At 76.3% G+C, this 19,991-nt stretch carries 21 protein-coding genes; 6 read left to right on the top strand and 15 right to left on the bottom strand.

The genetic code is table 11. From position 1 onward, the window contains the following. The first annotated feature begins 10 nt into the window (after positions 1 to 10). Positions 11 to 814, top strand: a complete 804-nt coding sequence (locus ACI78S_RS03970; RefSeq protein WP_456970910.1) for an MBL fold metallo-hydrolase — start codon at positions 11 to 13, stop codon at positions 812 to 814. 117 nt (positions 815 to 931) lie between these two features. On the opposite strand, the gene ACI78S_RS03975 is transcribed toward ACI78S_RS03970, so the two are convergent. Continuing rightward, positions 932 to 2,227 carry an amidohydrolase family protein gene (locus ACI78S_RS03975; protein WP_456970911.1) on the bottom strand — a complete coding sequence of 432 codons (1,296 nt, stop codon included), beginning with the start codon at positions 2,225 to 2,227 and terminating at the stop codon, positions 932 to 934. A gap of 57 nt (positions 2,228 to 2,284) precedes the next feature. On the opposite strand from ACI78S_RS03975, the gene ACI78S_RS03980 reads away from it, so the two are divergent. Genes ACI78S_RS03980 through ACI78S_RS03990 form a run of 3 tightly spaced genes read left to right on the top strand, consistent with a single transcriptional unit; the run spans position 2,285 to position 4,244 of the window. Next, a complete protein-coding gene (locus tag ACI78S_RS03980) occupies positions 2,285 to 2,971 on the top strand; it encodes a DedA family protein (RefSeq protein ID WP_456970912.1) in 687 nt (228 codons plus the stop codon). Beyond that, positions 2,968 to 3,642, top strand: coding sequence for an HAD-IA family hydrolase (locus ACI78S_RS03985; RefSeq protein ID WP_456970913.1), 675 nt, complete (start codon positions 2,968 to 2,970; stop codon positions 3,640 to 3,642). The genes ACI78S_RS03980 and ACI78S_RS03985 overlap by 4 nt, the downstream gene beginning before the upstream one ends. After that, positions 3,642 to 4,244, top strand: a complete 603-nt coding sequence (locus ACI78S_RS03990; protein ID WP_456970914.1) for an alpha/beta hydrolase family protein — start codon at positions 3,642 to 3,644, stop codon at positions 4,242 to 4,244. The genes ACI78S_RS03985 and ACI78S_RS03990 overlap by 1 nt, the downstream gene beginning before the upstream one ends. Positions 4,245 to 4,309: 65 nt before the next feature. Here the strand turns inward: ACI78S_RS03990 and ACI78S_RS03995 are convergent, their stop codons facing one another. The 8 genes from ACI78S_RS03995 to mftE all read right to left on the bottom strand — a co-directional run bounded on the left by ACI78S_RS03995 (position 4,310) and on the right by mftE (position 14,570). Continuing rightward, on the bottom strand, positions 4,310 to 5,401 hold the full coding sequence (locus ACI78S_RS03995) for an SRPBCC family protein (RefSeq protein WP_456970915.1): 1,092 nt from the start codon (positions 5,399 to 5,401) through the stop codon (positions 4,310 to 4,312). Between the two features lie 121 nt (positions 5,402 to 5,522). Further along, positions 5,523 to 6,380, bottom strand: coding sequence for an FAD binding domain-containing protein (locus tag ACI78S_RS04000; protein ID WP_456970916.1), 858 nt, complete (start codon positions 6,378 to 6,380; stop codon positions 5,523 to 5,525). A gap of 28 nt (positions 6,381 to 6,408) precedes the next feature. Continuing rightward, positions 6,409 to 8,913, bottom strand: a complete 2,505-nt coding sequence (locus ACI78S_RS04005) for a xanthine dehydrogenase family protein molybdopterin-binding subunit (RefSeq protein ID WP_456970917.1) — start codon at positions 8,911 to 8,913, stop codon at positions 6,409 to 6,411. Further along, positions 8,910 to 9,455 carry a (2Fe-2S)-binding protein gene (locus ACI78S_RS04010; RefSeq protein ID WP_456970918.1) on the bottom strand — a complete coding sequence of 182 codons (546 nt, stop codon included), beginning with the start codon at positions 9,453 to 9,455 and terminating at the stop codon, positions 8,910 to 8,912. Before ACI78S_RS04010 ends, ACI78S_RS04005 begins: the two co-directional genes overlap by 4 nt. Before the next feature lie 244 nt (positions 9,456 to 9,699). After that, positions 9,700 to 10,905 (bottom strand): MFS transporter, encoded by a 1,206-nt coding sequence (locus tag ACI78S_RS04015; RefSeq protein WP_456970919.1) that lies wholly within the window; start codon positions 10,903 to 10,905, stop codon positions 9,700 to 9,702. 158 nt (positions 10,906 to 11,063) lie between these two features. Continuing rightward, the gene (locus tag ACI78S_RS04020; protein ID WP_456970920.1) at positions 11,064 to 12,380 is read right to left on the bottom strand and encodes a GAF domain-containing protein; all 1,317 of its coding nucleotides are present in this window, start codon (positions 12,378 to 12,380) and stop codon (positions 11,064 to 11,066) included. A gap of 91 nt (positions 12,381 to 12,471) precedes the next feature. Then, positions 12,472 to 13,878 carry a mycofactocin biosynthesis glycosyltransferase MftF gene (gene mftF, locus ACI78S_RS04025; protein WP_456970921.1) on the bottom strand — a complete coding sequence of 469 codons (1,407 nt, stop codon included), beginning with the start codon at positions 13,876 to 13,878 and terminating at the stop codon, positions 12,472 to 12,474. After that, positions 13,875 to 14,570 (bottom strand): mycofactocin biosynthesis peptidyl-dipeptidase MftE, encoded by a 696-nt coding sequence (gene mftE, locus ACI78S_RS04030; protein ID WP_456970922.1) that lies wholly within the window; start codon positions 14,568 to 14,570, stop codon positions 13,875 to 13,877. The genes mftF and mftE overlap by 4 nt, the downstream gene beginning before the upstream one ends. A 42-nt stretch (positions 14,571 to 14,612) precedes the next feature. Between mftE and ACI78S_RS04035 the strand changes: the two genes are divergently transcribed. Further along, positions 14,613 to 15,104 carry a pyridoxamine 5'-phosphate oxidase family protein gene (locus ACI78S_RS04035; protein ID WP_456970923.1) on the top strand — a complete coding sequence of 164 codons (492 nt, stop codon included), beginning with the start codon at positions 14,613 to 14,615 and terminating at the stop codon, positions 15,102 to 15,104. Here the strand turns inward: ACI78S_RS04035 and ACI78S_RS04040 are convergent. The 4 genes from ACI78S_RS04040 to mftA all read right to left on the bottom strand — a co-directional run bounded on the left by ACI78S_RS04040 (position 15,101) and on the right by mftA (position 17,105). Then, on the bottom strand, positions 15,101 to 15,346 hold the full coding sequence (locus tag ACI78S_RS04040; protein ID WP_456970924.1) for a hypothetical protein: 246 nt from the start codon (positions 15,344 to 15,346) through the stop codon (positions 15,101 to 15,103). The two genes, ACI78S_RS04035 and ACI78S_RS04040, sit on opposite strands and share 4 nt — an antisense overlap. 147 nt (positions 15,347 to 15,493) lie before the next feature. After that, positions 15,494 to 16,702 (bottom strand): mycofactocin radical SAM maturase, encoded by a 1,209-nt coding sequence (mftC, locus tag ACI78S_RS04045; RefSeq protein WP_456970925.1) that lies wholly within the window; start codon positions 16,700 to 16,702, stop codon positions 15,494 to 15,496. Continuing rightward, the gene (gene mftB / locus ACI78S_RS04050) at positions 16,699 to 16,971 is read right to left on the bottom strand and encodes a mycofactocin biosynthesis chaperone MftB (RefSeq protein WP_456970926.1); all 273 of its coding nucleotides are present in this window, start codon (positions 16,969 to 16,971) and stop codon (positions 16,699 to 16,701) included. Before mftB ends, mftC begins: the two co-directional genes overlap by 4 nt. An 8-nt stretch (positions 16,972 to 16,979) precedes the next feature. Next, entirely contained in the window at positions 16,980 to 17,105 is a 126-nt protein-coding gene (gene mftA / locus ACI78S_RS04055; protein ID WP_456970927.1) for a mycofactocin precursor MftA, read from the bottom strand. A 110-nt stretch (positions 17,106 to 17,215) separates the two neighbouring features. Between mftA and mftR the strand changes: the two genes are divergently transcribed. After that, on the top strand, positions 17,216 to 17,815 hold the full coding sequence (mftR, locus tag ACI78S_RS04060; RefSeq protein ID WP_456970928.1) for a mycofactocin system transcriptional regulator: 600 nt from the start codon (positions 17,216 to 17,218) through the stop codon (positions 17,813 to 17,815). A 4-nt stretch (positions 17,816 to 17,819) separates the two neighbouring features. Here the strand turns inward: mftR and ACI78S_RS04065 are convergent, their stop codons facing one another. Both ACI78S_RS04065 and ACI78S_RS04070 read right to left on the bottom strand, forming a co-directional pair. Beyond that, positions 17,820 to 18,362, bottom strand: a complete 543-nt coding sequence (locus ACI78S_RS04065; RefSeq protein WP_456970929.1) for a hypothetical protein — start codon at positions 18,360 to 18,362, stop codon at positions 17,820 to 17,822. Positions 18,363 to 18,398: 36 nt separating this feature from the next. After that, positions 18,399 to 19,880, bottom strand: coding sequence for a bifunctional 3-(3-hydroxy-phenyl)propionate/3-hydroxycinnamic acid hydroxylase (locus tag ACI78S_RS04070; protein WP_456970930.1), 1,482 nt, complete (start codon positions 19,878 to 19,880; stop codon positions 18,399 to 18,401). Positions 19,881 to 19,991: the final 111 nt, after the last annotated feature.

Consider the following 19,991-nt stretch of genomic DNA (forward strand, 5'->3'; position numbering starts at 1 on the left):
CCGCAGGCGCATGCCCCCCGCTGCGGACGACGTCACGATGACCTTCGGCGGCAACGCGACGATGCTGCTGCGCATCGGGCCGTTCACGCTGCTCACCGACCCCAACTTCCTGCACCGCGGGCAGCGGGCCTACCTGGGCAAGGGGTTGTGGGCCAAGCGGCTGACCGAGCCGGCGCTGCAGCCGACCCAGCTGCCGGCGCTCGACGGGATCGTGCTCTCCCACCTGCACGCCGACCACTGGGACCGCATCGCCACCCGCTCGCTGCCGAAGTCGCTGCCGGTGCTCACCACCCCGGCCGCCGCGCGGGCGCTGGCCCGCCGCGGGTTCTCCGAGACGGCCGACCTGCGGCCCTGGCAGACCCACGAGTTCACCCGCGACGGCCGGACGCTGCGGATCACCTCCGCGCCCGGGGTGCACGGCCCCGGGCCGATGGCGAAGGTGCTGCCGCCGGTGATGGGCAGCGTGCTGGAGCTGGTCACCGACGGGCAGGTCGGCTGGCGGGGCTACATCAGCGGCGACACGATCTTCCGCCCGTGGCTGGGCGAGGTGCTCCAGCGGTGCGGACCGCTCGACGTCGTCATCCCCCACCTCGGCGGCACGAAGGCGCTCGGCGTCACCGTGACGATGGACGGCCGCCAGGGCGCCGACCTGGTCGAGCTGCTCGAGCCCCCGGTCACCGTGCCGGTGCACTTCGACGACTACGACCGCTTCAGGTCACCCCTGGGCGACTTCGTCTCCGAGGTGGCCCGGCGGCGGCTGCCCGGCGAGCTCCGCACGGTCCACCGCGGCGACACGATCTCGCTGCGACCCTGACCTGGCGACCCTCCGGGTCGCACCGCGGCCAGCAGCCGTCCCCGACCTGAGCCGAACCGCTGACGTGGCACCGCCGGGGACCCTCCGGGTCCCGCGTCGGCGTCACCCCGGGGTCGTCTACCGCCCGCTCAGGCGCGCGGCGCGCTGGGCGACGTCGGCGCGCAGGGCCTCGGCGTCCACCGTGGTGCACACACCGTCGCGCACCACCTGGCGGCCGGCCACCCAGGTGTCGCGCACCAGCCGCGAGGCGCCCGACCAGACCAGGTGGGTCAGCACGTCCTCGACGTCGCCCACCGGCTCGAACAGCAGGCTGCGGGTGTCCACGTGCACGAGGTCGGCCTGCCGGCCGGGGGTGAGCCGGCCGAGGTCGGGGCGGCCGATCGCGTCGGCCGCGGCGCCGGTGGCCAGCCACAGCGCCTCCGCCGCCGACAGCGCGGTCGCGTCCCCCGCGGCCAGCCGGGCCAGCGACGCGGCCAGCCGCGCGTCGGCGAGCAGGTCCAGCCCGTCGTTGGACGCCGGGCCGTCGGTGCCGAGCCCGACGCGGATCCCGCGGTCGAGCATGTCGGTGAGCCGCGCGACCCCGCTGGCCAGCTTGGCGTTGCTGGCCGGGCAGTGCGCCACGGCGACGTCGTACTCCTGCCACAGCTCGAGGTCGCCGTCGTCCATGTGCACGCAGTGGGCGGCCAGCACCCGGCCGCCGAGGACGTCGTGCGCGGCCAGCAGGGCGGGCACCGACAGCCCGTGGCGGGCGAGCAGCTCGTCGCCCTCGGTGGCGGTCTCGGCGACGTGCAGGTGCAGCAGCAGCCCGTGCTCGCGGGCGGCGGCGGCCGCCTTGGCCAGGACGGGCAGCGGGAGCGTGTAGGCCGCGTGCGGGCCCAGCCCGTACTCGACGGTGCCGCCGGTGGGCGTGGCGGAGGCCAGGGCGACGGCGTCGCGAAGCTGGTCCTCCAGCGGGGGCATCCCCGGCAGCGGCAGCAGCGGGGAGGCGATCACCGCCCGGGCGCCGGTCGCGGTCACCGCCGCGGCGATCCGCTCGGGGTGGAAGTACATCTCGACGCTGGTGGTGACGCCGTTGCGGAGCATCTCCGCCGAGGCCGCGGTCATCGCGACCTCGACGTCGTCCCCGGTGAGGCGGGCCTCCCGCGGCCAGATCACCTCGCGCAGCCAGCGGTCCAGCGGCAGGCCCTCCGCCTGGCCGCGGAAGAGCACCATCGGCGCGTGCGAGTGGCTGTTGACCAGCCCCGGCATCAGCACACCCGGCAGCTCCACGGGATCGGCGTCGGGCGCCGGCGGCGCGTCGGCGGCCGGGCCGACCCAGCGGATCTCGCCGTCGGCGACGTCGAGCACGGCATCGGGGACGACGGTGCCGGCGCGGTCGCCCACGACGACGGCGCGGGCTCGGAAACGCTGCATGCCCGAACGCTAGAGGTCACCGGCTCCGCCCACCTCCCTCACGTACGGTGGGATCCCGTGTCGACCCTCGCCGCCGCTGCCGCCGACCAGGGGGGCATCACCGGCTTCCTCCTCGAACTCGTCGAGAAGCTGGGCCCGGTGGGCGTCGGCCTCACCATCCTGATCGAGACGGTCATCCCGCCGATCCCCAGCGAGGCCGTGCTGGGCGCGGCCGGGGTGCTGATCAACGACGGCCGGATGAGCGTCGTCCCGGTGGTGCTCTTCGCCACCCTGGGCTCGCTGGTCGGCGCGGTGGTCCTGTACTCGGTGGGCCGCGCCCTCGGCCCGCGCCGCTCGCACGCCTTCCTCGACCGGCTCCCGCTGGTCGAGACGTCCGACGTCGACAAGACCTTCGAGTGGTTCGAGCGCCACGGGCGGGCCGCGGTGTTCTTCGGCCGGATGGTGCCGATCGTGCGCAGCTTCGTGTCGGTGCCGGCCGGCGTGGTGCGCATGCCGTGGCCGCAGTTCCTGCTCTACACCGCCGCCGGCAGCCTGATCTGGAACAGCGTGCTGATCGGGCTCGGGGTCGCGGCCGGCGACTTCGTGCAGGAGAACCTGAAGTACCTCGACTACGTGGTCGTTGCGGTGGTCGTCGTCGCCGTCGGCTGGTTCGTGTGGCGCAAGGCCTCCGGCCGGCTCCGCCGGCCGCCCACCGCCGGGCTCGACCTCCCGGTCGACGAGCGGGACGAGCCGCAGCACCCGTGACGGCGCCGCGTCCCCGTCCGGACGTCGTCGCCTTCGACGTCAACGAGACGCTGCTCGACCTCGCGCCCGTGCGCGCGGCGCTGGTCGAGGCCGGGCAGCCGGAGCACCTGCTGCCCGCCGTCTTCTCCCGGACGCTGCTCACCGGCTTCGCCGCGGCTGCCGTCGGCTCCTGGTGCCGCTTCCGCGACGCCTTCGACACCGCGCTCGCCCAGGCCACCGACCTGGCCCCGACCGACCGGGTGCGCGTCGCCGACGCCTTCGCGGAGCTGGCGCCGCACCCCGACGTCGAGCCGGCGCTGCGGCAGCTGGCCGAGGCGGGGGTCCGCGCCGTCACGCTGACCCACGGCTCGCCGGGCGTGGCCGAGGCGGCGCTGGAGCGCGGCGGGGTCGCGCCGCTGGTGGAGCGGACCCTGTCCAGCGAGCTGATCCGCGCCTGGAAGCCCGACCGCGGGGTCTACCTGTGGGCAGCCGGGGTCTGCGACGTCGCGCCGGAGCGGATGGCGCTGGTCGCCGCGCACGGCTGGGACGTGCAGGGTGCCCAGCGGGCGGGGCTCACGGGGGCGTGGTTCCCGCGCGGCGAGCGGGTCTACCCCGCCGTCTACGAGCCCCCGCACGTGCTCGCCGCCGACCTTCCGGGCGCGGTCGGCGCCCTGCTCGCCCTGCCCGCCTGATGGAGGTCGCCACCCCGCTGGGGCCCGCGCGGGTCCTGCGCCGGGACCCGCCCCGGGCGCCCCGCGGCACCCTCGTCCTCGGTCACGGGGCCGGCGGTGGCATCGACTCCCCCGACCTCGCCGCGGTCACCGACGCCGCGGGCGGCGCCGGCTGGCGGGTGCTCGGCGTCGAGCAGCCGTGGAAGGTCGCCGGCGGCCGGATCGCGCCGGCGCCGCCGCGCCTGGACCTCGTGTGGGCTGCGGTGCTCGACCGGCTGCGCGCCGACCGCCTGCTGCACGGGCCGCTCGTGCTCGGCGGGCGCAGCGCCGGCGCGCGGGTGGCCTGCCGCACCGCCACCGGGCAGGGCGCGGCCGGCGTCCTCGCGCTCGCCTTCCCGCTGCACCCGCCGGGCCGGCCGGAGAAGAGCCGCGCCGACGAGCTGGCGCTGCCCGCCGCGCCGGTGCTGGTGGTGCAGGGGGAGACCGACGCGTTCGGCTCACCGGACGAGGTGCGGGCGGCGGCGCCCGGGGTCCGCGTGGCCGCCGTCCCGGGCGACCACGCCCTGAAGAAGGACGTCGCCGCGGTCGCCGCCGCCGTCCTCCCCTGGCTCGCCGGGCTGTAGCCCGACGGCCCTCCTGCTCCCGCCGCGAGCGGCGGGGGCAGGAGGGCCCTCTCTCAGTACCGGCCTCAGTACCGGCGGCGGCGGGCCACCAGGAAGATGAGCAGCAGGAGCAGCGCCAGCCCCCCGGCCGGCTTGGCGTAGCGGGCCATCGCCGCGCCGCCGGCGACCTCCAGCAGGTCGATCGGCTCCGGCTCCGACTGCGGGACGGTGCGCTCGGCCGCGGCGGCGGGTGCGGCGGCCGGCGGCTCCGCCGGCTCGGCGGGCGCCGGCGTGGTGGCCTCCGCGGCCGGGACGCTGGGCGCGCTGGGTGCCGCGGCCGCGGGGGTGGCCGGCGCGGCGTCGGTCGCCGCCGGGGCGGTCTCGGTCGCAGCGGGGGCGGTCTCGGTCGCCGCGGGGGCGGTGTCCGTGGCGACCGGCGCGCCCTCCGTGGCCGCCGGCGCGGTGCCGGCAGGCGCGGCCTCGGCGGCGGCCGCCGCGGGGGCCGCCTTCTTGGCCGGGGCCGCCTTCTTCGCCGGCGCGCTCTTGGCCGGGATCGTGCTGGTGGCGGTGACCCGGTCGGTGGCCGACGCCGCCGCCTTCCTGGTGGCGGCGGCGGCCTTCTTCGTCGCCGTCCCGTCCTGGGCGGCCCCCTCGGCCGCGGCCGCGATCTCCTCCACCGCGCCGGTGGCGGTGGCCGCCGCCCTGGTGGCCGCGGACGGCGCCGGGGCGGTCTCGCCGGCGCCGAGCTGCGCGGCGAGCTTGTCGGCGAACTGGCCGAGCAGCTTGTTGCCCACGTCGGTCATCACCCCGCGGCCGAACTGGGCCGGCCGGCCGGTGATGTTCAGGTCGGTGAGGACGTCGACCCGGGTGGTGTCGCCCTCGGCCCGCAGCTGGGCGGTGACGACGGCGGCCGCGGTGCCGTTGCCGCGCTGGTCCTTGCCGCGCGCGTCGATGACCGCCTTGTGCGCCGCCTCGTCCTTCTCGATGAACGACGCCTTGCCCTGGTAGGTCAGGTTGATCGGGCCGAGCTTGACCTTCACCCGGCCGGTGAAGTCGTCGCCGGTCACCGAGTCGAGGGCGGCGCCGGGCATGCAGGGCGCGATGCGCTCGATGTCGAGCAGCACCCGCCAGGCCTCGTCGATCGGCACGGGCACGGTGAACGAGTTCTCGAGCTGCACGCGAACCTCCAGGGGTGCGGCTCGGCCGGTCCGCCCCGGGAGAGGGGGCGGGCCGGCCGAGACGGGACGGGACGGACCGGTGCGGCGACCGGCGCGGCTACCGGCGCGGCTACCGGCGAAACTACAGCCCGGCGGCCGCGCTGACCGCCCGGCGCGTGAGCACCTTCGCCAGGTGCTGCCGGTAGTCGGCCTGGGCGTTGAGGTCGCTGCTGGGCGCGGTGCCCTCGGCCGCCCGGTCGGCGGCCGCGGCGATCGCCTCCGCCGACGCCGCGGCCCCGGCCAGGGCCTGCTCCGCGGCGGTCGCCCGCAGCGGCGTCGACCCCATGTTGGTCAGGCCGATGCGGGCCTCGGCGATGGTCCCGTTCTCCCGCCGGACCGCCGCGGCGACCGCGACGATCGACCACGCCTGCGCCACCCGGTTGAACTTCTCGTAGCGCATGCCCCACGAGCCCTGCAGCTTGGGCACGCGCACCTCGACCAGGAGCTCCCCCTCCTCGAGGGCCGTGGTGAGGTAGTCGACGAAGAAGTCCCGCGCCGGCACCGTGCGCCGTCCCGCCGGACCGGCGATCACGAACTCGGCGTCCAGGGCGAGCGCCACGGCCGGCAGGTCGCCGGCGGGGTCGGCGTGCACGAGCGCCCCGCCGAAGGTCCCGCGGTGGCGCACCTGCCGGTCGGCGACGGTCTCGGTCGCCTCGGCGATCAACGGCGCGTGCTCGGCGATCAGCGGGTCGGACACGACGTCGGAGTGCGTCGTCATCGCGCCGATCACGATCGCGTCGCCGTCGTCCCGGACGCCGCGCAGCTCGCTCACCCGGCCCAGGTCCACCACGGTCGACGGCGCGGCCAGCCGCAGCCGCATGACCGGGATGAGCGACTGCCCGCCGGCGAGGACCTTGACGTCGTCCCCGCCCTCGGCGATGGCCTGCAGGGCTTCCTCGACCGTCGTCGGCCGGGCGTAGTCGAAGGCAGCGGGGATCATGGCTCGACTCCTTCATCGTCTCGGCGGATCACCGGTCGCCTCCCAGCGACGACTCGGGCGTCGAGACGCCGGTGGTGGTCTCGGTCTGCGCGCCGCCCCAGGCGTTGGTCCCGGCCGTGGCCCGGCCGCCGCCGTCGCCGCCCTCGTGCAGCGCCCGCCAGACCCGTTCGGGCGTCAGCGGCATCCGGATGTCGGACACCCCGCGGTGGCGCAGCGCGTCGAGCGCGGCGTTGACGACGGCCGGCGTGCTGGCGATGCAGCCGGCCTCGCCGACCCCCTTGGCGCCGATCGGATTGCCCGGCGCCTCGTGCACGGTGTTGCCCGTGTCGAAGTGCGGCAGGTCGGCCGCCGAGGGCACCAGGTAGTCGACGAAGGTGCCGGTGGTCAGGTTGCCGGAGTCGTCGTAGACCGCCTCCTCGTACAGGGCCTGCGCGATGCCCTGGGCCAGGCCGCCGTGCACCTGGCCCTCGACGATGAGCGGGTTGACGATCTTCCCGACGTCGTCGACGCAGGCGTACCTGCGGATCTTCACCATCCCGGTCTCGGTGTCGACCTCCACGGCGCAGATGTGCGTGCCGTGCGGGAAGGAGAAGTTGACCGGGTCGAAGGTGGCGTCGGCGTCGATCGACGGCTCCACGCCCTCCGGGAAGTTGTGCGCCGCGAAGGTGGCCAGCGCGATCTCCTGGATCGACAGCGCCGTCCCCGGCGTGCCGCGGACGGAGAACTTGCCGCCCTCGAACTGCAGGTCCTCCTCGTCGGCCTCCAGCAGGTGCGCGGCGACCTTGCGGGCCTTGGCCACCACCTTCTGCGACGCGTTGATGACCGCCGCGCCGCCGACCACGAGGGAGCGGGAGCCGTAGGTGTCCAGGCCGCGCGGGGCGATCGAGGTGTCGCCGTGCAGCACCTCGACGTCCTCGAACGGCACGCCGAGCTCGTCGGCGACGAGCTGGCTCCACGCCGTCTCGTGGCCCTGCCCGTGGGGGGTGGAGCCGGTGACGACCTCCACCTTGCCGGTGGGCAGCATGCGGATCGAGGCGTGCTCCCAGCCGCCGGCGCCGTAGGAGAGCGAGCCCAGCACCCGGGACGGCGCCAGGCCGCACATCTCGGTGAAGGTGGAGAAGCCGATGCCCAGCTGGACCGGGTCGCCGGACTCGCGGCGGCGGCGCTGCTCCTCGCGCAGCTCGTCGTAGCCGATCAGCCGCAGCGCCTCCTGCGTGGCCTGGTCGTAGTCGCCGCTGTCGTACTCGAGCCCGGCCACCGTGGTGAACGGGAACTCCTCGGCCTTGATCCAGTTCTTCCGGCGCAGCTCGAGCGGGTCCATGCCGAGCTCGACGGCGAGCTCGTCCATGATCCGCTCGATCGCGAACGTCGCCTCGGGCCGCCCGGCGCCGCGGTAGGCGTCGGTGGGCGTCTTGTTGGTGAAGACGCCCTGGCAGTCGAACCGGTAGGCGGGGAACTTGTAGATGCCCGGGTACATGAACGCGCCCAGGATCGGCACGCCGGGGCTGACCAGGCGCAGGTAGGCCCCCATGTCCGAGAGGATGTGGACCTTCAGGCCCTTGATGGTGCCCTCGCGGTCGGCGGCGATGTCGACGTACTGGATCTGGTCGCGGCCGTGGTGGGCGCTCATCAGCGACTCGCTGCGCGTCTCGGTCCACTTGACCGGCTTGCCCAGCCGCTTGGCCACCAGGAGGGTGATCACCTCCTCCGGCGTGACCTGCAGCTTGCCGCCGAAGCCGCCGCCCACGTCGGGCGCGATGACCCGCAGCTTGTGCTCGGGCGTGCCGGTGATCATGGCCAGCATCAGCCGCAGGATGTGCGGGACCTGCGTGGAGGACCACATCGTGTAGTTGTCGCCCTGGGGCTGCACGACCGTGGCCCGCGGCTCCATGAACGCCGGGATCAGCCGCTGCTGCACGAACCGCCGGCTCACCACGACGTCGGCGTTCGCGAACGCCTCCTCGGTGTCCTGGCCGGTGCCGGCCTCCCCGGCGTCGAAGACGAACCGGAAGCTCTCGTTCGACTGCAGGTGGTCGTGGCAGAGGTAGGGCTGGTCGGCCTGCTCGGCGAGCGCCTCCTCCATGTCGAGGACGACGGGCAGCTGCTCGTAGTCGACGTCGACGAGCTCGACGGCGTCCTGGGCCGCGGCCTTGCTACGGGCCACGATCACGGCGACCGCCTCGCCGACGTGGTTGACCTCCTCGACGGCGAGCGAGGGGTGGCCCGGGTTCACCATGTCGGGCGTCACCGGCCAGGCGCAGGGGATGGAGCCCTGCTCCTCGGCGAAGTCGCGGCCGGTGAAGACGGCGACCACGTTCGGCGCCGAGCGGGCGGCCTCGACGTCGATGCCGCGGATCTTGGCGTGCGCGACCGGGCTGCGGACCACCGCGAGGTGGAGCATCCCCGGCAGCACCAGGTTGTCGGTCCACTGCGTCCGGCCGGTGATCAGCCGGGCGTCCTCCTTGCGCCGCCGGGCCTGGCCGACCTCCTTGGCCGGGGCCTGCGTGTCCGGGCGCTCGTCGGTGACGGTCATGCCTCCACCGCCACGTGGGGAGCGGCCGCGGTGTCGACCGCGGCCGGGGAGACGTGCCCGTTGCCGGCCTGCCGGCCGCTCATCTCGGCGGCGGCCTGCTGCACGGCGCGGACGATGTTCTGGTAGCCGGTGCAGCGGCAGAGGTTGCCCTCGATGCCCTCGCGCACCTCGTCCTCGGTGGGGTCGGGGTTGTCCCCCAGCAGGTCGATCGAGGCCATGATCATGCCCGGCGTGCAGAAGCCGCACTGCAGGCCGTGCATCTCGTGGAAGGCCTTCTGCACCGGGTGCAGGCTTCCGTCGGGCGCCGCGACGCCCTCGATGGTCGTGACCTCGCTCCCGTCGGCCTGCACGGCCAGCACGGTGCAGCTCTTCACCGCCTCGCCGTCGAGGTGCACGGTGCAGGCGCCGCAGTTGCTGGTGTCGCAGCCGACGACCGTCCCGATCTTGCCCAGCTGCTCGCGCAGGTAGTGGACCAGGAGGGTCCGCGGTTCGACGTCGTCGGTGTACGAGGCCCCGTCGACCCGCACGCTTATCTGTGTCACGCGTCCTCCGCTCGACTCGCACGTTCGGACGACCCGGGCACGGGCCCGGGTTCGCGAGCGGAGTCTGACCTCTCCGGAGTGACTTAGGCCACGCTAACCTGCGACGGGCGGCGGCCGACCGCGGGCAGGGCGACGCCCGTTCCGCATCTGCGGCGAGATCCACCTGCCGCCTCCGCGCCTGCGGGTCGGCGCAACGTTGCAGCGTCGTTGCAGCGCGGCTCCCCCGCCGTCGGCCGGCAGGCCGTCAGCCGGCCGACGCGTAGACCTCGGCGCGCCCGGCGGCCGCCGGCCGGGTGGCGCGGCGGCGCAGCAGCGCCGAGGCGAGCAGGGGCAGCAGGCCCGCGGCCGCCAGGCCGGCGCCCACCACGCTGGGCGCGCGGTACCCCAGGCCGGCGGCGATGACGAGGCCGCCCAGCCAGGCGCCGAGCGCGTTGGCGGTGTTCAGCGCGGAGTGGTTGAGGGCCGCGCCCAGCATCTGGGCCTCGCCCGCGGTCTCCATCAGCCGCAGCTGCAGGCAGATGGCCAGGACCGAGGCGGCGACCGAGACCAGGAAGACGCCGGCGAACAGCGCGGGCGCCCAGGGGGAGGTGAGCGCGACGACGGTGAGCAGCACCCCGAGGACGACGAGGCTGCCGACCAGCGAGCGGAACAGGGCCAGGTCGGCCAGCCGGCCGCCGAGCGCCGTCCCCACGATGCCGCCGAGCCCGTACGCCAGCAGCACCCACGGCACGGTGCCGCGGGCCAGGCCCGCGACGTCCGTCGCCACCGGGGCGATGTAGCTGTAGAGGGCGAACATGCCGCCGAAGCCGACGGTCCCGACCAGCAGGGTCAGCAGCACCTGCGACCGGCGCAGCGCGTCGAGCTCGCCGCGCACGGTCGCGTCGGAACGGCCGGGCGAGCGCGGCACGACGGCGAGGACGGCGGCCACCGTGGCGGCAGCGAGGACGACGACCAGCCAGTAGGCGGCGCGCCAGCCGACCGTCTGCCCGAGCCAGGTGGCCGCCGGGACGCCGGCGACCATGGCCACCGCGAGGCCGAGCATCACCGAGCTGACCGCGCGCCCGCGCAGGTGCGGGGCGACGAGCGAGGCGGCGACCAGCGAGGCGACGCCGAAGTACGCCCCGTGGGGCAGCCCGCTGAGGAAGCGGGCGACCGAGAGCGTGCCGTAGCCGGGGGCGAGGGCGCTGAGCGCGTTGCCCACGAGGAACGCGGCCATCAGGCCCACGAGCAGGGCGCGGCGGGGGAGGCGGGCCGAGAGGGCGGCGATGACCGGGGCGCCGACGACGACGCCGAGCGCGTAGTAGCTGATGACGTGGCCGGCGGTCGGGATGTCCACCGCCACGCCGTCGGCGATGTCGGGCAGCACGCCCATCGTCACGAACTCGGTGGTGCCGATCGCGAAACCGCCGAGCGCGAGCGCGACCAGCGCCACGACGGCACGGGCGGTCACGCGGGTGGGAGGAAGGGCGGTCTCGGGCGCGGCACTCACGTGGAACTGCGAAGCCGCTCCCCGGCGACCGCATTCCCGGCGGGCGGGGGGTGTGACGGAGCTTTCGGTGCAGTGAGCCCGGGTGTCCGAGGGCTTCCTGCACCGGAGCGCCGGCGACGTCAGCGGGGGCGGACGCCCCGGCGCAGCCGCTGCAGGTGGGCGGCCGCCTCGGCCCGCCGCGGCGAGGCGGCCGGCAGGACGTCGACGCAGGCCTGCCAGACCGCGACGTCGTCCTCGGCCTCGGGCAGGGTGCTGTAGCGCAGCAGCAGCTCCGGCCGGCGGCTGCGCAGCACGTGGTGCCGCAGCAGCGCCGAGAGCCGCTCCCGCGACGACGTCACCCCCGGCGCGCGCGACGCCGGCAGCACCGCGCCCGGGTAGCGCTCGAGGGCCGCGCCGACCGACCCGCGGCCGAGCAGCCGGCGCACCCGCTCGAGGTCGGTCTCCAGCGGGCCGAGCAGCCGGTAGGGCCGCGAGCCCACCAGCCGCGGGCCGACCAGCCGGCGCAGCCGGGACAGCTCCGCGCGCACCGTCACCGCCGCCGTCCCGCCGGGGTGGCACTCGGCGGCGAGCTGCTCGGCGGTGCGCCCCTGCCCGGCCACCGCGGCCTCGGCGAGCAGCAGCAGCAGCTCGGAGTGGCGCAGCGAGAGCTCGAGCCGCCCGCCGGGCAGGGTGAGGCGGGCCCGCTCCCGGCCCAGGACCTCCAGCCGCGGCGCGGTGCGCGCGACCGGCGGCGCGCCGGGGCGGCGGGCCGCCTGCTCGCGGTGCAGGAGCCGCAGCTCCGACTCGACCGCGGCCACGGTCGCGCGCACCAGGGTGAGCATGTGCGGGCTGGCCACGTGGTCGCCGCCGGTGACGTCGATGGCGCCCAGCAGCACACCGGAGACGGGGTCGTGCACCGGCGCGGCCGAGCAGCTCCAGGGCTGGACGGGCCGGCGGAAGTGCTCGCTGCCGAAGATCTGCACCGCGTGGTCGAGGGCGAGCGCCGTCCCGGGGGCGTTGGTGCCGGCCACCTCCTCCGACCAGCGCGCGCCCTCGACGAAGTGCATGCCGGCGGCCCGCGAGCGCAGCCGCGCGTCGCCCTCGACCCACAGCATGCGGCCGGCGGCGTCGGAGACCGCGACGATCATCTGGTCGGCCTCGGCGTCCTCGACCAGCAGCCGGCGGATCACCGGCATCACCGGCGCCAGCGGGTGCGCCTCGCGGTAGGCGAGCAGGTCGTCGTCGAGCAGGTCGACCGGCGGGAAGGCGCCGTCGGGGTCGACGCCGCTGCCGAGCGAGCGCCGCCACGACTCCCACACCACGTCGCGGACACCGGCGGCGGGCGCACCCGCGCCGGCGGTCACGAAGGTCTCGTGGGCGGCGCGCAGCCGTCGGGTCAGCCCGGGGGTCGGCCGCCCGTCGGGGAGCGCCAGCCACGGGTTCACGGTCGACGTCACGCACGCTCCCCGTCGAGTGGCCTGGATCGCACCCATCGTGACCTGCGGACGGCGTTTCCACCAGCGACCGTCCCACCGGGCAGGGGCGGGCTCAGAAGCGCGGCGGGACCGTGGGGAGCAGCGCGCGGGCGTCCCGGGCCCGCGCCGCGCCGGCCCAGAGCCCCGCCCCGTAGGCGAGGTCCTCGAGCCGGCGGGCGGCGGCGAACCGGAGCAGGCCCACCTCGCGGCGGTGCGGCCACCACCCGTGGACGGCGTCGGCGACGGCGACCGCGGCGACCAGCCGCCGCGCGCGCCGGGACGCCAGCGCGGCCGCCGCGGCCAGCGGCCAGTGGTGGCGGGTGACCGCCCGCGCCAGCGTCGTCCCCGCCGTCGCCGTCCCGCGGAGCACGAGGCCGGCGGCGAACGCCCACGGCGCCGGCTCCCCCGGCCGCGCCAGGCGGACGGCGAGCCGGACCGACGCCGCGCCCACCACCCCGGCCGCCGGCAGCAGCCCGCGCCGGCCGGCGAGCAGCAGCGCCCACGCCGCGACCGACCACGGCGAGACCACCAGGGGCGAGACCAGGGCGCCGTGCCGGGCGGCCAGCGGGGCGGCGCCCGTGCCGTAGAACGCGCGGCGGAGCAGCCAGGCGCCAGGTGCGGTGCGGTGGTCGTGGGCGACGCGCGCGGCCGGCTCGTAGCGCACCCGCCGGCCGGCGGCGACCAGCCGCCACACCAGGTCGACGTCCTCGGCCACGCGCATCGCCTCGTCGAACCCGTCGCCGAGCGCGGCGCGCCGGGCCAGCAGGGCCGCGCTGGGCACGTAGGACACCGCCGACAGCGGGCGCACCGGCGCCGGGCGCGGACCCATGTCGAGCGCGCCGGCGACGGTCTCGTACGGCGCCAGCCAGGAGGGGCGGGACGGCGGCAGCCCGACCACCCGCGGGGCGACCAGCGCCAGCCGGGGGTCGTCGAGGTGCGGGGCCAGCGCCTCGAGCCAGCCCGGCCGCGGCACGCAGTCGGAGTCGAGGAAGGCGACCAGCTCGGTGGTCGCGGCCCGCAGGCCGGTGTTGCGGGCGGCGGCCGGACCGCGCGCGGTGCCGTGCCGCAGCACCCGGACCCCGGGAGCGCGCACCGGACCGGCCGAGCCGTCGTCCACCACGAGCACGGGCAGCGCCGCCGTCGCCGGGTCGGCCCGCAGCGCCGCGAGCAGCCGCGCGAGCTCTTCCGGGCGGTCGCGCACGGGCACCACCACGGTGACGTCGTCCCGGCGGCGGGGCGCCAGGTCGGGGTGCGCGAGCCCCCCGTCGAGCAGCCGGCCGGCCAGCTCCGCCGTCGCGCCGTCGCGCACCACCAGCCGGTCGCCGGCCAGCAGCGCCCGCGCCCGGGGCGACAGCCGCACCAGCCGCAGCGGCGAACCGCCGAGCAGCGCCGCTCCCCCGTCCCGCCGCCGGACCGCCGGGTCCAGCCGCACGGCGAACCCGTCGGGCAACCGGTCCCCGGACGGCGGGCCGGCCGTCACGCGCGGAGGCGGCCGGCCAGGTCGACGTCCCAGGCCGCGACGGCGGCGACCAGCCGGTCGGCCACCAGGGCCAGCAGCTCGGCCCCCTCGACGGCGGAGGCGCCGGCCGGGTCGCCGAGCACGCCGGTCGGGCTCACCGCGCCCACCCCCTCGGCCCGCAGCCGGGGGAGGATCTCCTCGAGCGGGCGGACCTCCCCCGCCACCGCCTGCTCCCCCACCACGCGCTCCGGTTCCACGTGCAACATCAGCGACGTCTCGGTCCGCCCGGCGTGCGCGTCGCCACCCGGGACGGCGCAGGGGAACCAGGCCACCTCGCGCCGCTCGTGCCGCAGGACGCGCCCGGCCGCGGCCAGCGCCTCGAGGTTGCCGCCGTGCCCGTTGACGAGGAGCACCCGCCCGGCCCAGCGGCAGGCCGAGCGCCCGTACTCGACCAGCAGCCCGGTGAGCGCCTCCGTGCCGAGCGAGATCGTGCCCGGGAAGCCCTCGTGCTCGCCGCTCGCCCCGTACGCGAGGGCCGGCGCGAGCAGGGCGCCGTCCAGCCGGTCGGCCGCGGCCTCGGCGACGGCGCCGGCCACCGCGGTGTCGGTGGTCAGCGGCAGGTGGTGGCCGTGCTGCTCCACCGAGCCGAGGGGGACCACGAGCAGCGGCGACTCCGGGACGTCGGGCCAGACCAGGCCGTCCAGGATGCGCACCAGGGCAGCTTAGGAACGCGGGACGGCGGGCAGGACCACCGCATGGCATCAGAGGAGACGACCAAGGTCGCCGAGCTGCTGCAGGACGAGCGGTTCGGCCTGTTCACCACGATCGCGCCCGACGGCACGCTGATCAGCCGGCCGATGGCGATGCAGGAGGTCGAGTTCGACGGCGACCTGTGGTTCTTCGCCCGGCGCGGCTCGCGCAAGGTCGCCCACGTCACCGCCAACCCGCAGGTCAACGTCTCGACGTCCGGCAGCTCGAGCTGGGTGTCGCTCACCGGCCACGCGGTCGTCGTCGACGACGTCGAGAAGAAGCGCGAGCTCTGGAACTCCGTCGTCGAGGCGTGGTTCCCCGACGGGCCGGAGGACCCCGACGTCGTCCTGCTGCGCGTCGAGGCCGCGTCGGCGGAGTACTGGGACTCCCCCGGCGGCCGGCTGGCCAGCGCGATCAGCTTCGCCAAGGCGAAGGTGACCGGGCAGGCCTACGACGGCGGCGAGAACGAGCGGGTGGAGCTGCGCGGCACGCCCTAGGCCGCCGACTGGGGCTGCGCCTGGCGCTGCGACCCGTCCTGCGCCCGCATCGCCTGCGCGAACGCCTCGAGGCTGGCCGCGCCGGCCGTGCCGCCACAGGTCAGCGAGGCGAGCAGGTTGCCGAGCAGCCCCGACCGGTCGGCCACGATCCGGATCCGGCCGATCTCGACCACCAGCCCCAGGAGGTCGAGCCGCAGGCCGTCCGGGATGTCGAGGATCACGCATTCGACAGGTGTGGTCATCGCACGCTCACCCTCTCGGCCCCCGTGTCTCAGCCGGATACGGAAGAGTTTCGGCCGGTTCGGCGGACGCCGTCACCGGGGAGGCGCGCGGGCATGTACGGGCCCGGCGCGGCGATCACCCGCTGCACCGGAACGGGGCCGGCCGGGTCAGGCCATCCCGGCCAGGGGCGACTCGTCGCACATCTTGGCGGGGATGCCCGGCATGCCCAGCAGGGTGGGCTGGCCGCGGACGGGGCCGGTGTGCGAGTGGTCGAGGTGGCTGCGCGGCGTCACGGTCGTGGCGTCGCGGGCGGCGAGCGCCGTCTCCCCGTGGCCCTGCACGCACTCGGGGTCGGGGCCGTCGAGCGGCAGGCCGGTGAAGAACTTCGCCGCCATGCACCCGCCGCGGCAGGCGTCGAAGTGCCCGCACCGGGTGCAGGCGCCGCCGGTCTGCGGGCTGCGCAGCTCGGCGAACAGCTCGCTCTCCTGCCACACCCGCCGGAACCCGCCCTCGTCGCGGACGTTGCCGGCGAGGAACTGCTCGTGGATGGCGAACGGGCAGGCGTAGACGTCGCCGACCGGGTCGATCAGGCACACCACCCGCCCGGCGCCGCACAGGTTCAGCCCGGGCAGCGCCTGCCCGTAGGCCGACAGGTGGAAGAACGAGTCGCCGGTGAGCACGTGCTCGCCGTTGGCCAGCAGCCACGAGTAGAGCTCGCGCTGCTGGGCCTGCGTCGGGTGCAGCTGGTCCCAGACGTCGGCGCCGCGGCCGGACGGGCGCAGCCGGGTGATGCGCAGTTGGGCGCCGTAGCGGTCGGTGAGGGCCGTGAAGTCGTCGAGCTGGCCGACGTTCTCCCGGGTGACGACGACGGAGACCTTGAAGTCGCGCATCCCGGCCTCGGCCAGGTTCTCCAGCGCCCGCACCGCGGTGGCGAACGAGCCGGCGCCGCGCACCCGGTCGTTGACCTCGGCGGTGGCGCCGTCCAGGGAGATCTGGACGTCGACGTAGTCGGTGGCCGCGAGCTGCCGGGCCCGCTCGCGGGTCAGCTTGACTCCGTTGGTGGAGAACTTGACACCCACCTGGTGGGCGATCGCGTAGTCGAGCAGGTGCCAGAAGTCCGGCCGCACCGTGGGCTCGCCGCCACCGACGTTGACGTAGAAGACCTGCATCCGCTGCAGCTCGTCGATCACCGCCTCGGCCTCGGCGGTGGACAGCTCGCGCGGGTCCCGCCGTCCGGACGACGACAGGCAGTGCACGCACGCCAGGTTGCAGGCGTAGGTGAGCTCCCAGGTCAGGCAGATCGGCGCGTCGAGCCCGTACTCGAACTGGTCGATCAGCCGGCCACCCACGGGCCGGTCCGGGACGACGGCGGTCATGCGCGCACCTCGATCATCTGGGAGCGGGCGAGGTCGGCCAGCGCCTTCTCGTAGGCCGGCCGCTGGGGCTCGGCGACGCCGCAGGCCGCCAGGGCGGCCGTCGCCGACGGGTGGTCGGCCAGCGACTCGACCACCGCCACCAGCTGATGCGACTTCAGGAACGACAGCTTGCGGTTGGCGAAGGAGTAGACCAGCGCGCCGAACGGCTCGGGCCGCAGCGCCACCGACCGGGCCCGCCGCCAGGGCAGGCCCGGGTCGAACTCGGGCACGGGTGGGCTCAGTAGACGCCGCACATGCCGTCGATGGAGACCTCCTCGACCAGGGACTCCTCCACCAGCGCCTCCTCGGCCGCGGGCACCTCCGCCTCGGTCTCGACTGCGGGGGCGGTCGTCGGCTCGGGCATGCGGGCCTCCTGGAGCGGTGTGACGGGGATCGCACGGGACGCTAGTGGCACCGGGTGCCACCGGCAAGCCGGGCCCGGGACGCGGCCGCCGCGCGGGGAGAGGGCGCAAGATGGCTGCCGTGACCCAGGCCTGGGCGGACCCGCGCGAGGAGACGCGCGCCCGCATCGAGCAGGCGGCGCTGGACCTCTTCGCGGTCAAGGGCTTCGAGCAGGTCACCATCGACGACGTCGCGGCCGAGGCCGGCATCGGCCGCCGGACCTTCTTCCGGTACTTCGCCACCAAGGCCGACGCCGTGTGGGGCGACTTCGGCGGGCACGTGGCCCGGCTGGAGCGGCTGCTCGCCGCGGCCGACCCCGCAGAGCCGGTGCTGGCCGGCATCTGCGCCGCCTACGTCGAGGTCAACGACTACGCCGCCGGTGAGCTGCCGCTGCTGCGCGAGCGGATGCGGCTGATCCTCACCGAGCCGGCGCTGCAGGCGCACTCGCAGCTGCGCTACGCCGAGGTCGACCGGGTGGTGGCCGAGCACGTCGCCCGGCTGACCGGGACGCCGGCCGGGTCGCTGCTCCCGCGGCTCGTCGCCACCACGACGCGGGCCGCCGCCACGACCGCGTTCGAGGTCTGGCTGGCCGACGGCCGGACGAGCCTCGCCGACGTCCTGCACGCCGCCTTCGACGAGCTCGCCGGCGCGTTCCCCGCCCTGCGCGGGTAGCGGCTCAGGCCTTCTCGGCCAGACCCCGGGCGACCTCGGACGGCCGCTGCTGCTCCCCGGCGTAGGAGCTGACGACGACGAGGGCGCCGGTGATCGCCGGCACCACCCACTGGAGCGCGTCGAGCCGCTCCTGGGCCGCGGCGATCTCCCGGCGGGCGCGCTTGGACGGCTTGGTGGCCTTCTTCGACGGCGTGGCGCCGCCCTGCGACACGATCTGCCCCAGCGCCCGGCTGTAGGCGGTCACGCCGAGCGCGGCCAGCGTGAGCGCCGTCTTGGTCACCGACAGGCCGGCGGCCCCCTGCTGGCGCGCCACGCGGGTGCGGTTGCCCAGCAGCTGGCCGACGCTGCCGACGAGGTGGGCGCCGATCGCGGCCGCGTTGACCGGCGTCCAGCGGTCCCAGCCGGCGTTGGCGACGGCACCGGTGGCCGCGGCGCTCCCGGCTGCGCCCGCGGCCTCGTTCAGGGCCACGGCGTTGGCCAGCGTGCCGCCGAACCAGGCCGCCAGGCCGAGGTCGTGCAGGGAGCGGGACAGGGTGTTGCGAGCCATGGGACGCCTCGTGTGCTCGGGGAAGGGGATCCCCCACTACCCCACCGCGCGCGGCCCACGCCTCTCAACCGGATGGCGCGCAACCTTCCCGCGGCGCCGCCGGCCGACCGCGGCCACCACCCGGTCGGGGCGCACGAGGACCGACCGGCCGCGCAGCCACCCCGCCAGCTCGGGCACGCGCACCACCGACGCCGGCTCACCGGTCGGCGGCGCGAGCACGGGACCGCCGTCGGTGACCACCGCCCACCCGTCGCCGAGGACGTCGTCGAGCCGGCGGGCGCCGCCGTCGACGGCCACCGTCGGCTGCGGCAGCAGCGCGCCCACCGGCGAGCCGACCGCGAACCGCGGACGGCGGACCAGCGGCCCGCGGCGCAGCGGCGGGGTCCGGCTGCTGCGCGCGAACGCCCCGACCAGGGGCAGCCGGCGGACCACGGCCAGCACGACCCGGCGGACGGCGGCGGCGCCGTGCCCACCGCCGGTCATCAGCCACCCCACCAGCTGGGCGATGCGGATCAGCGCCCGCGCGTGCGGCTCGCGCTCGGCCTGGTGCGTGTCGAGGAGCGTCCCCGGCGCGCCGGCCAGCACCGCGGCCAGCTTCCAGGCCAGCGAGTGCACGTCGCGCAGCCCCAGGCCCAGCCCCTGCCCGATGAAGGGCGGGGTCAGGTGCGCCGCGTCGCCGGCGAGCAGCACCCGGCCGGTGCGCCAGCGGTCGGCCACCTGGGCGCGGAAGGTGTACTCGGCGGTCCGCTCCACCTCGACCGGTCCGACCCCGTAGGGGGCGAGCAGCTCGTCGAGCCGGCCGACCAGGTCGGCGGCGGACTCCCCCGGCGCCAGGCGGAACTCCCAGCGGTGCCGGCCGCCGGTCAGCGGCATCAGGGTGGCGGCCCGGCGCGGGTCGCAGACCTGGTGCACACCGGGCCAGTACGGCGTCGCCGGCCGCGCCCGGACGTCGACGACGAACCAGCGGTCGGCCGGTCCGAGGTCGCGCATCGCGGCGCCGGTGAGCGTGCGGACGGTGCTGCCGGCGCCGTCGCAGCCGAGCACGAAGCGGGCGGTGACCGACCGGTCGCCCCCCGTCGCCCGGTCGACGACCTCGAGGACCACCTCGTCGTCCTTGCCCCGCAGGCCGGTGACGTCGGCGCCCCAGCGCAGGTCGATGCGCGGCTGCGCGGTCACGGCGTCGAGCAGCGCCGCCTCGAGGTCGGGCTGGTGGAACAGCACGCCCGCCGGCCAGCCCAGGGCGCCCGGGCCGGCGTCGCGGGCGAACTCGGCCAGCACCCGCAGCCGGGCGTCGAGCAGCCGCATGCCGGCCAGCGGCTCGGTGCGCGGCAGGAAGGCGTCGGCGACCCCGGCGGCCTGCAGCACGCGCAGCGCCTCGTCGCCCAGGTGGACCGCCCGGGGCAGCGGGTACGGGCCGGCCTGCCGGTCGAGGACGACGACGTCGACCCCGCGGCGGGCGAGCAGCAGCGCCGCCGTCAGCCCGACCGGTCCCGCGCCGACCACCGCCACCTCGTGCACCGGCCCAGTCTGACCACCGCCGCGGCCGGACGTAGCGCGGACGTTGCACCCGGCTTCCACCGCCTGTGACGGGGGTCATACCGTGCGGTGCAGCCATGCGCACTCGCGCAT

This window comes from Geodermatophilus sp. SYSU D00815 (genome assembly GCF_054050035.1).

Bases quoted from the DNA above. Each gene is read 5' to 3' on its own strand.
- mftA (WP_456970927.1), bottom strand. From the start codon at position 17,105: ATGCCCGAGCCGACGACCGCCCCCGCAGTCGAGACCGAGGCGGAGGTG.
- mftC (WP_456970925.1), bottom strand. From the start codon at position 16,702: ATGACCGCCGTCGTCCCGGACCGGCCCGTGGGTGGCCGGCTGATCGAC.
- ACI78S_RS03970 (WP_456970910.1), top strand. From the start codon at position 11: ATGCCCCCCGCTGCGGACGACGTCACGATGACCTTCGGCGGCAACGCG.
- ACI78S_RS04000 (WP_456970916.1), bottom strand. From the start codon at position 6,380: ATGATCCCCGCTGCCTTCGACTACGCCCGGCCGACGACGGTCGAGGAA.
- ACI78S_RS04035 (WP_456970923.1), top strand. From the start codon at position 14,613: ATGGCATCAGAGGAGACGACCAAGGTCGCCGAGCTGCTGCAGGACGAG.
- mftR (WP_456970928.1), top strand. From the start codon at position 17,216: ATGGCTGCCGTGACCCAGGCCTGGGCGGACCCGCGCGAGGAGACGCGC.
- ACI78S_RS03990 (WP_456970914.1), top strand. From the start codon at position 3,642: ATGGAGGTCGCCACCCCGCTGGGGCCCGCGCGGGTCCTGCGCCGGGAC.
- ACI78S_RS03975 (WP_456970911.1), bottom strand. From the start codon at position 2,227: ATGCAGCGTTTCCGAGCCCGCGCCGTCGTCGTGGGCGACCGCGCCGGC.
- ACI78S_RS04040 (WP_456970924.1), bottom strand. From the start codon at position 15,346: ATGACCACACCTGTCGAATGCGTGATCCTCGACATCCCGGACGGCCTG.
- ACI78S_RS04005 (WP_456970917.1), bottom strand. From the start codon at position 8,913: ATGACCGTCACCGACGAGCGCCCGGACACGCAGGCCCCGGCCAAGGAG.
- ACI78S_RS04065 (WP_456970929.1), bottom strand. From the start codon at position 18,362: ATGGCTCGCAACACCCTGTCCCGCTCCCTGCACGACCTCGGCCTGGCG.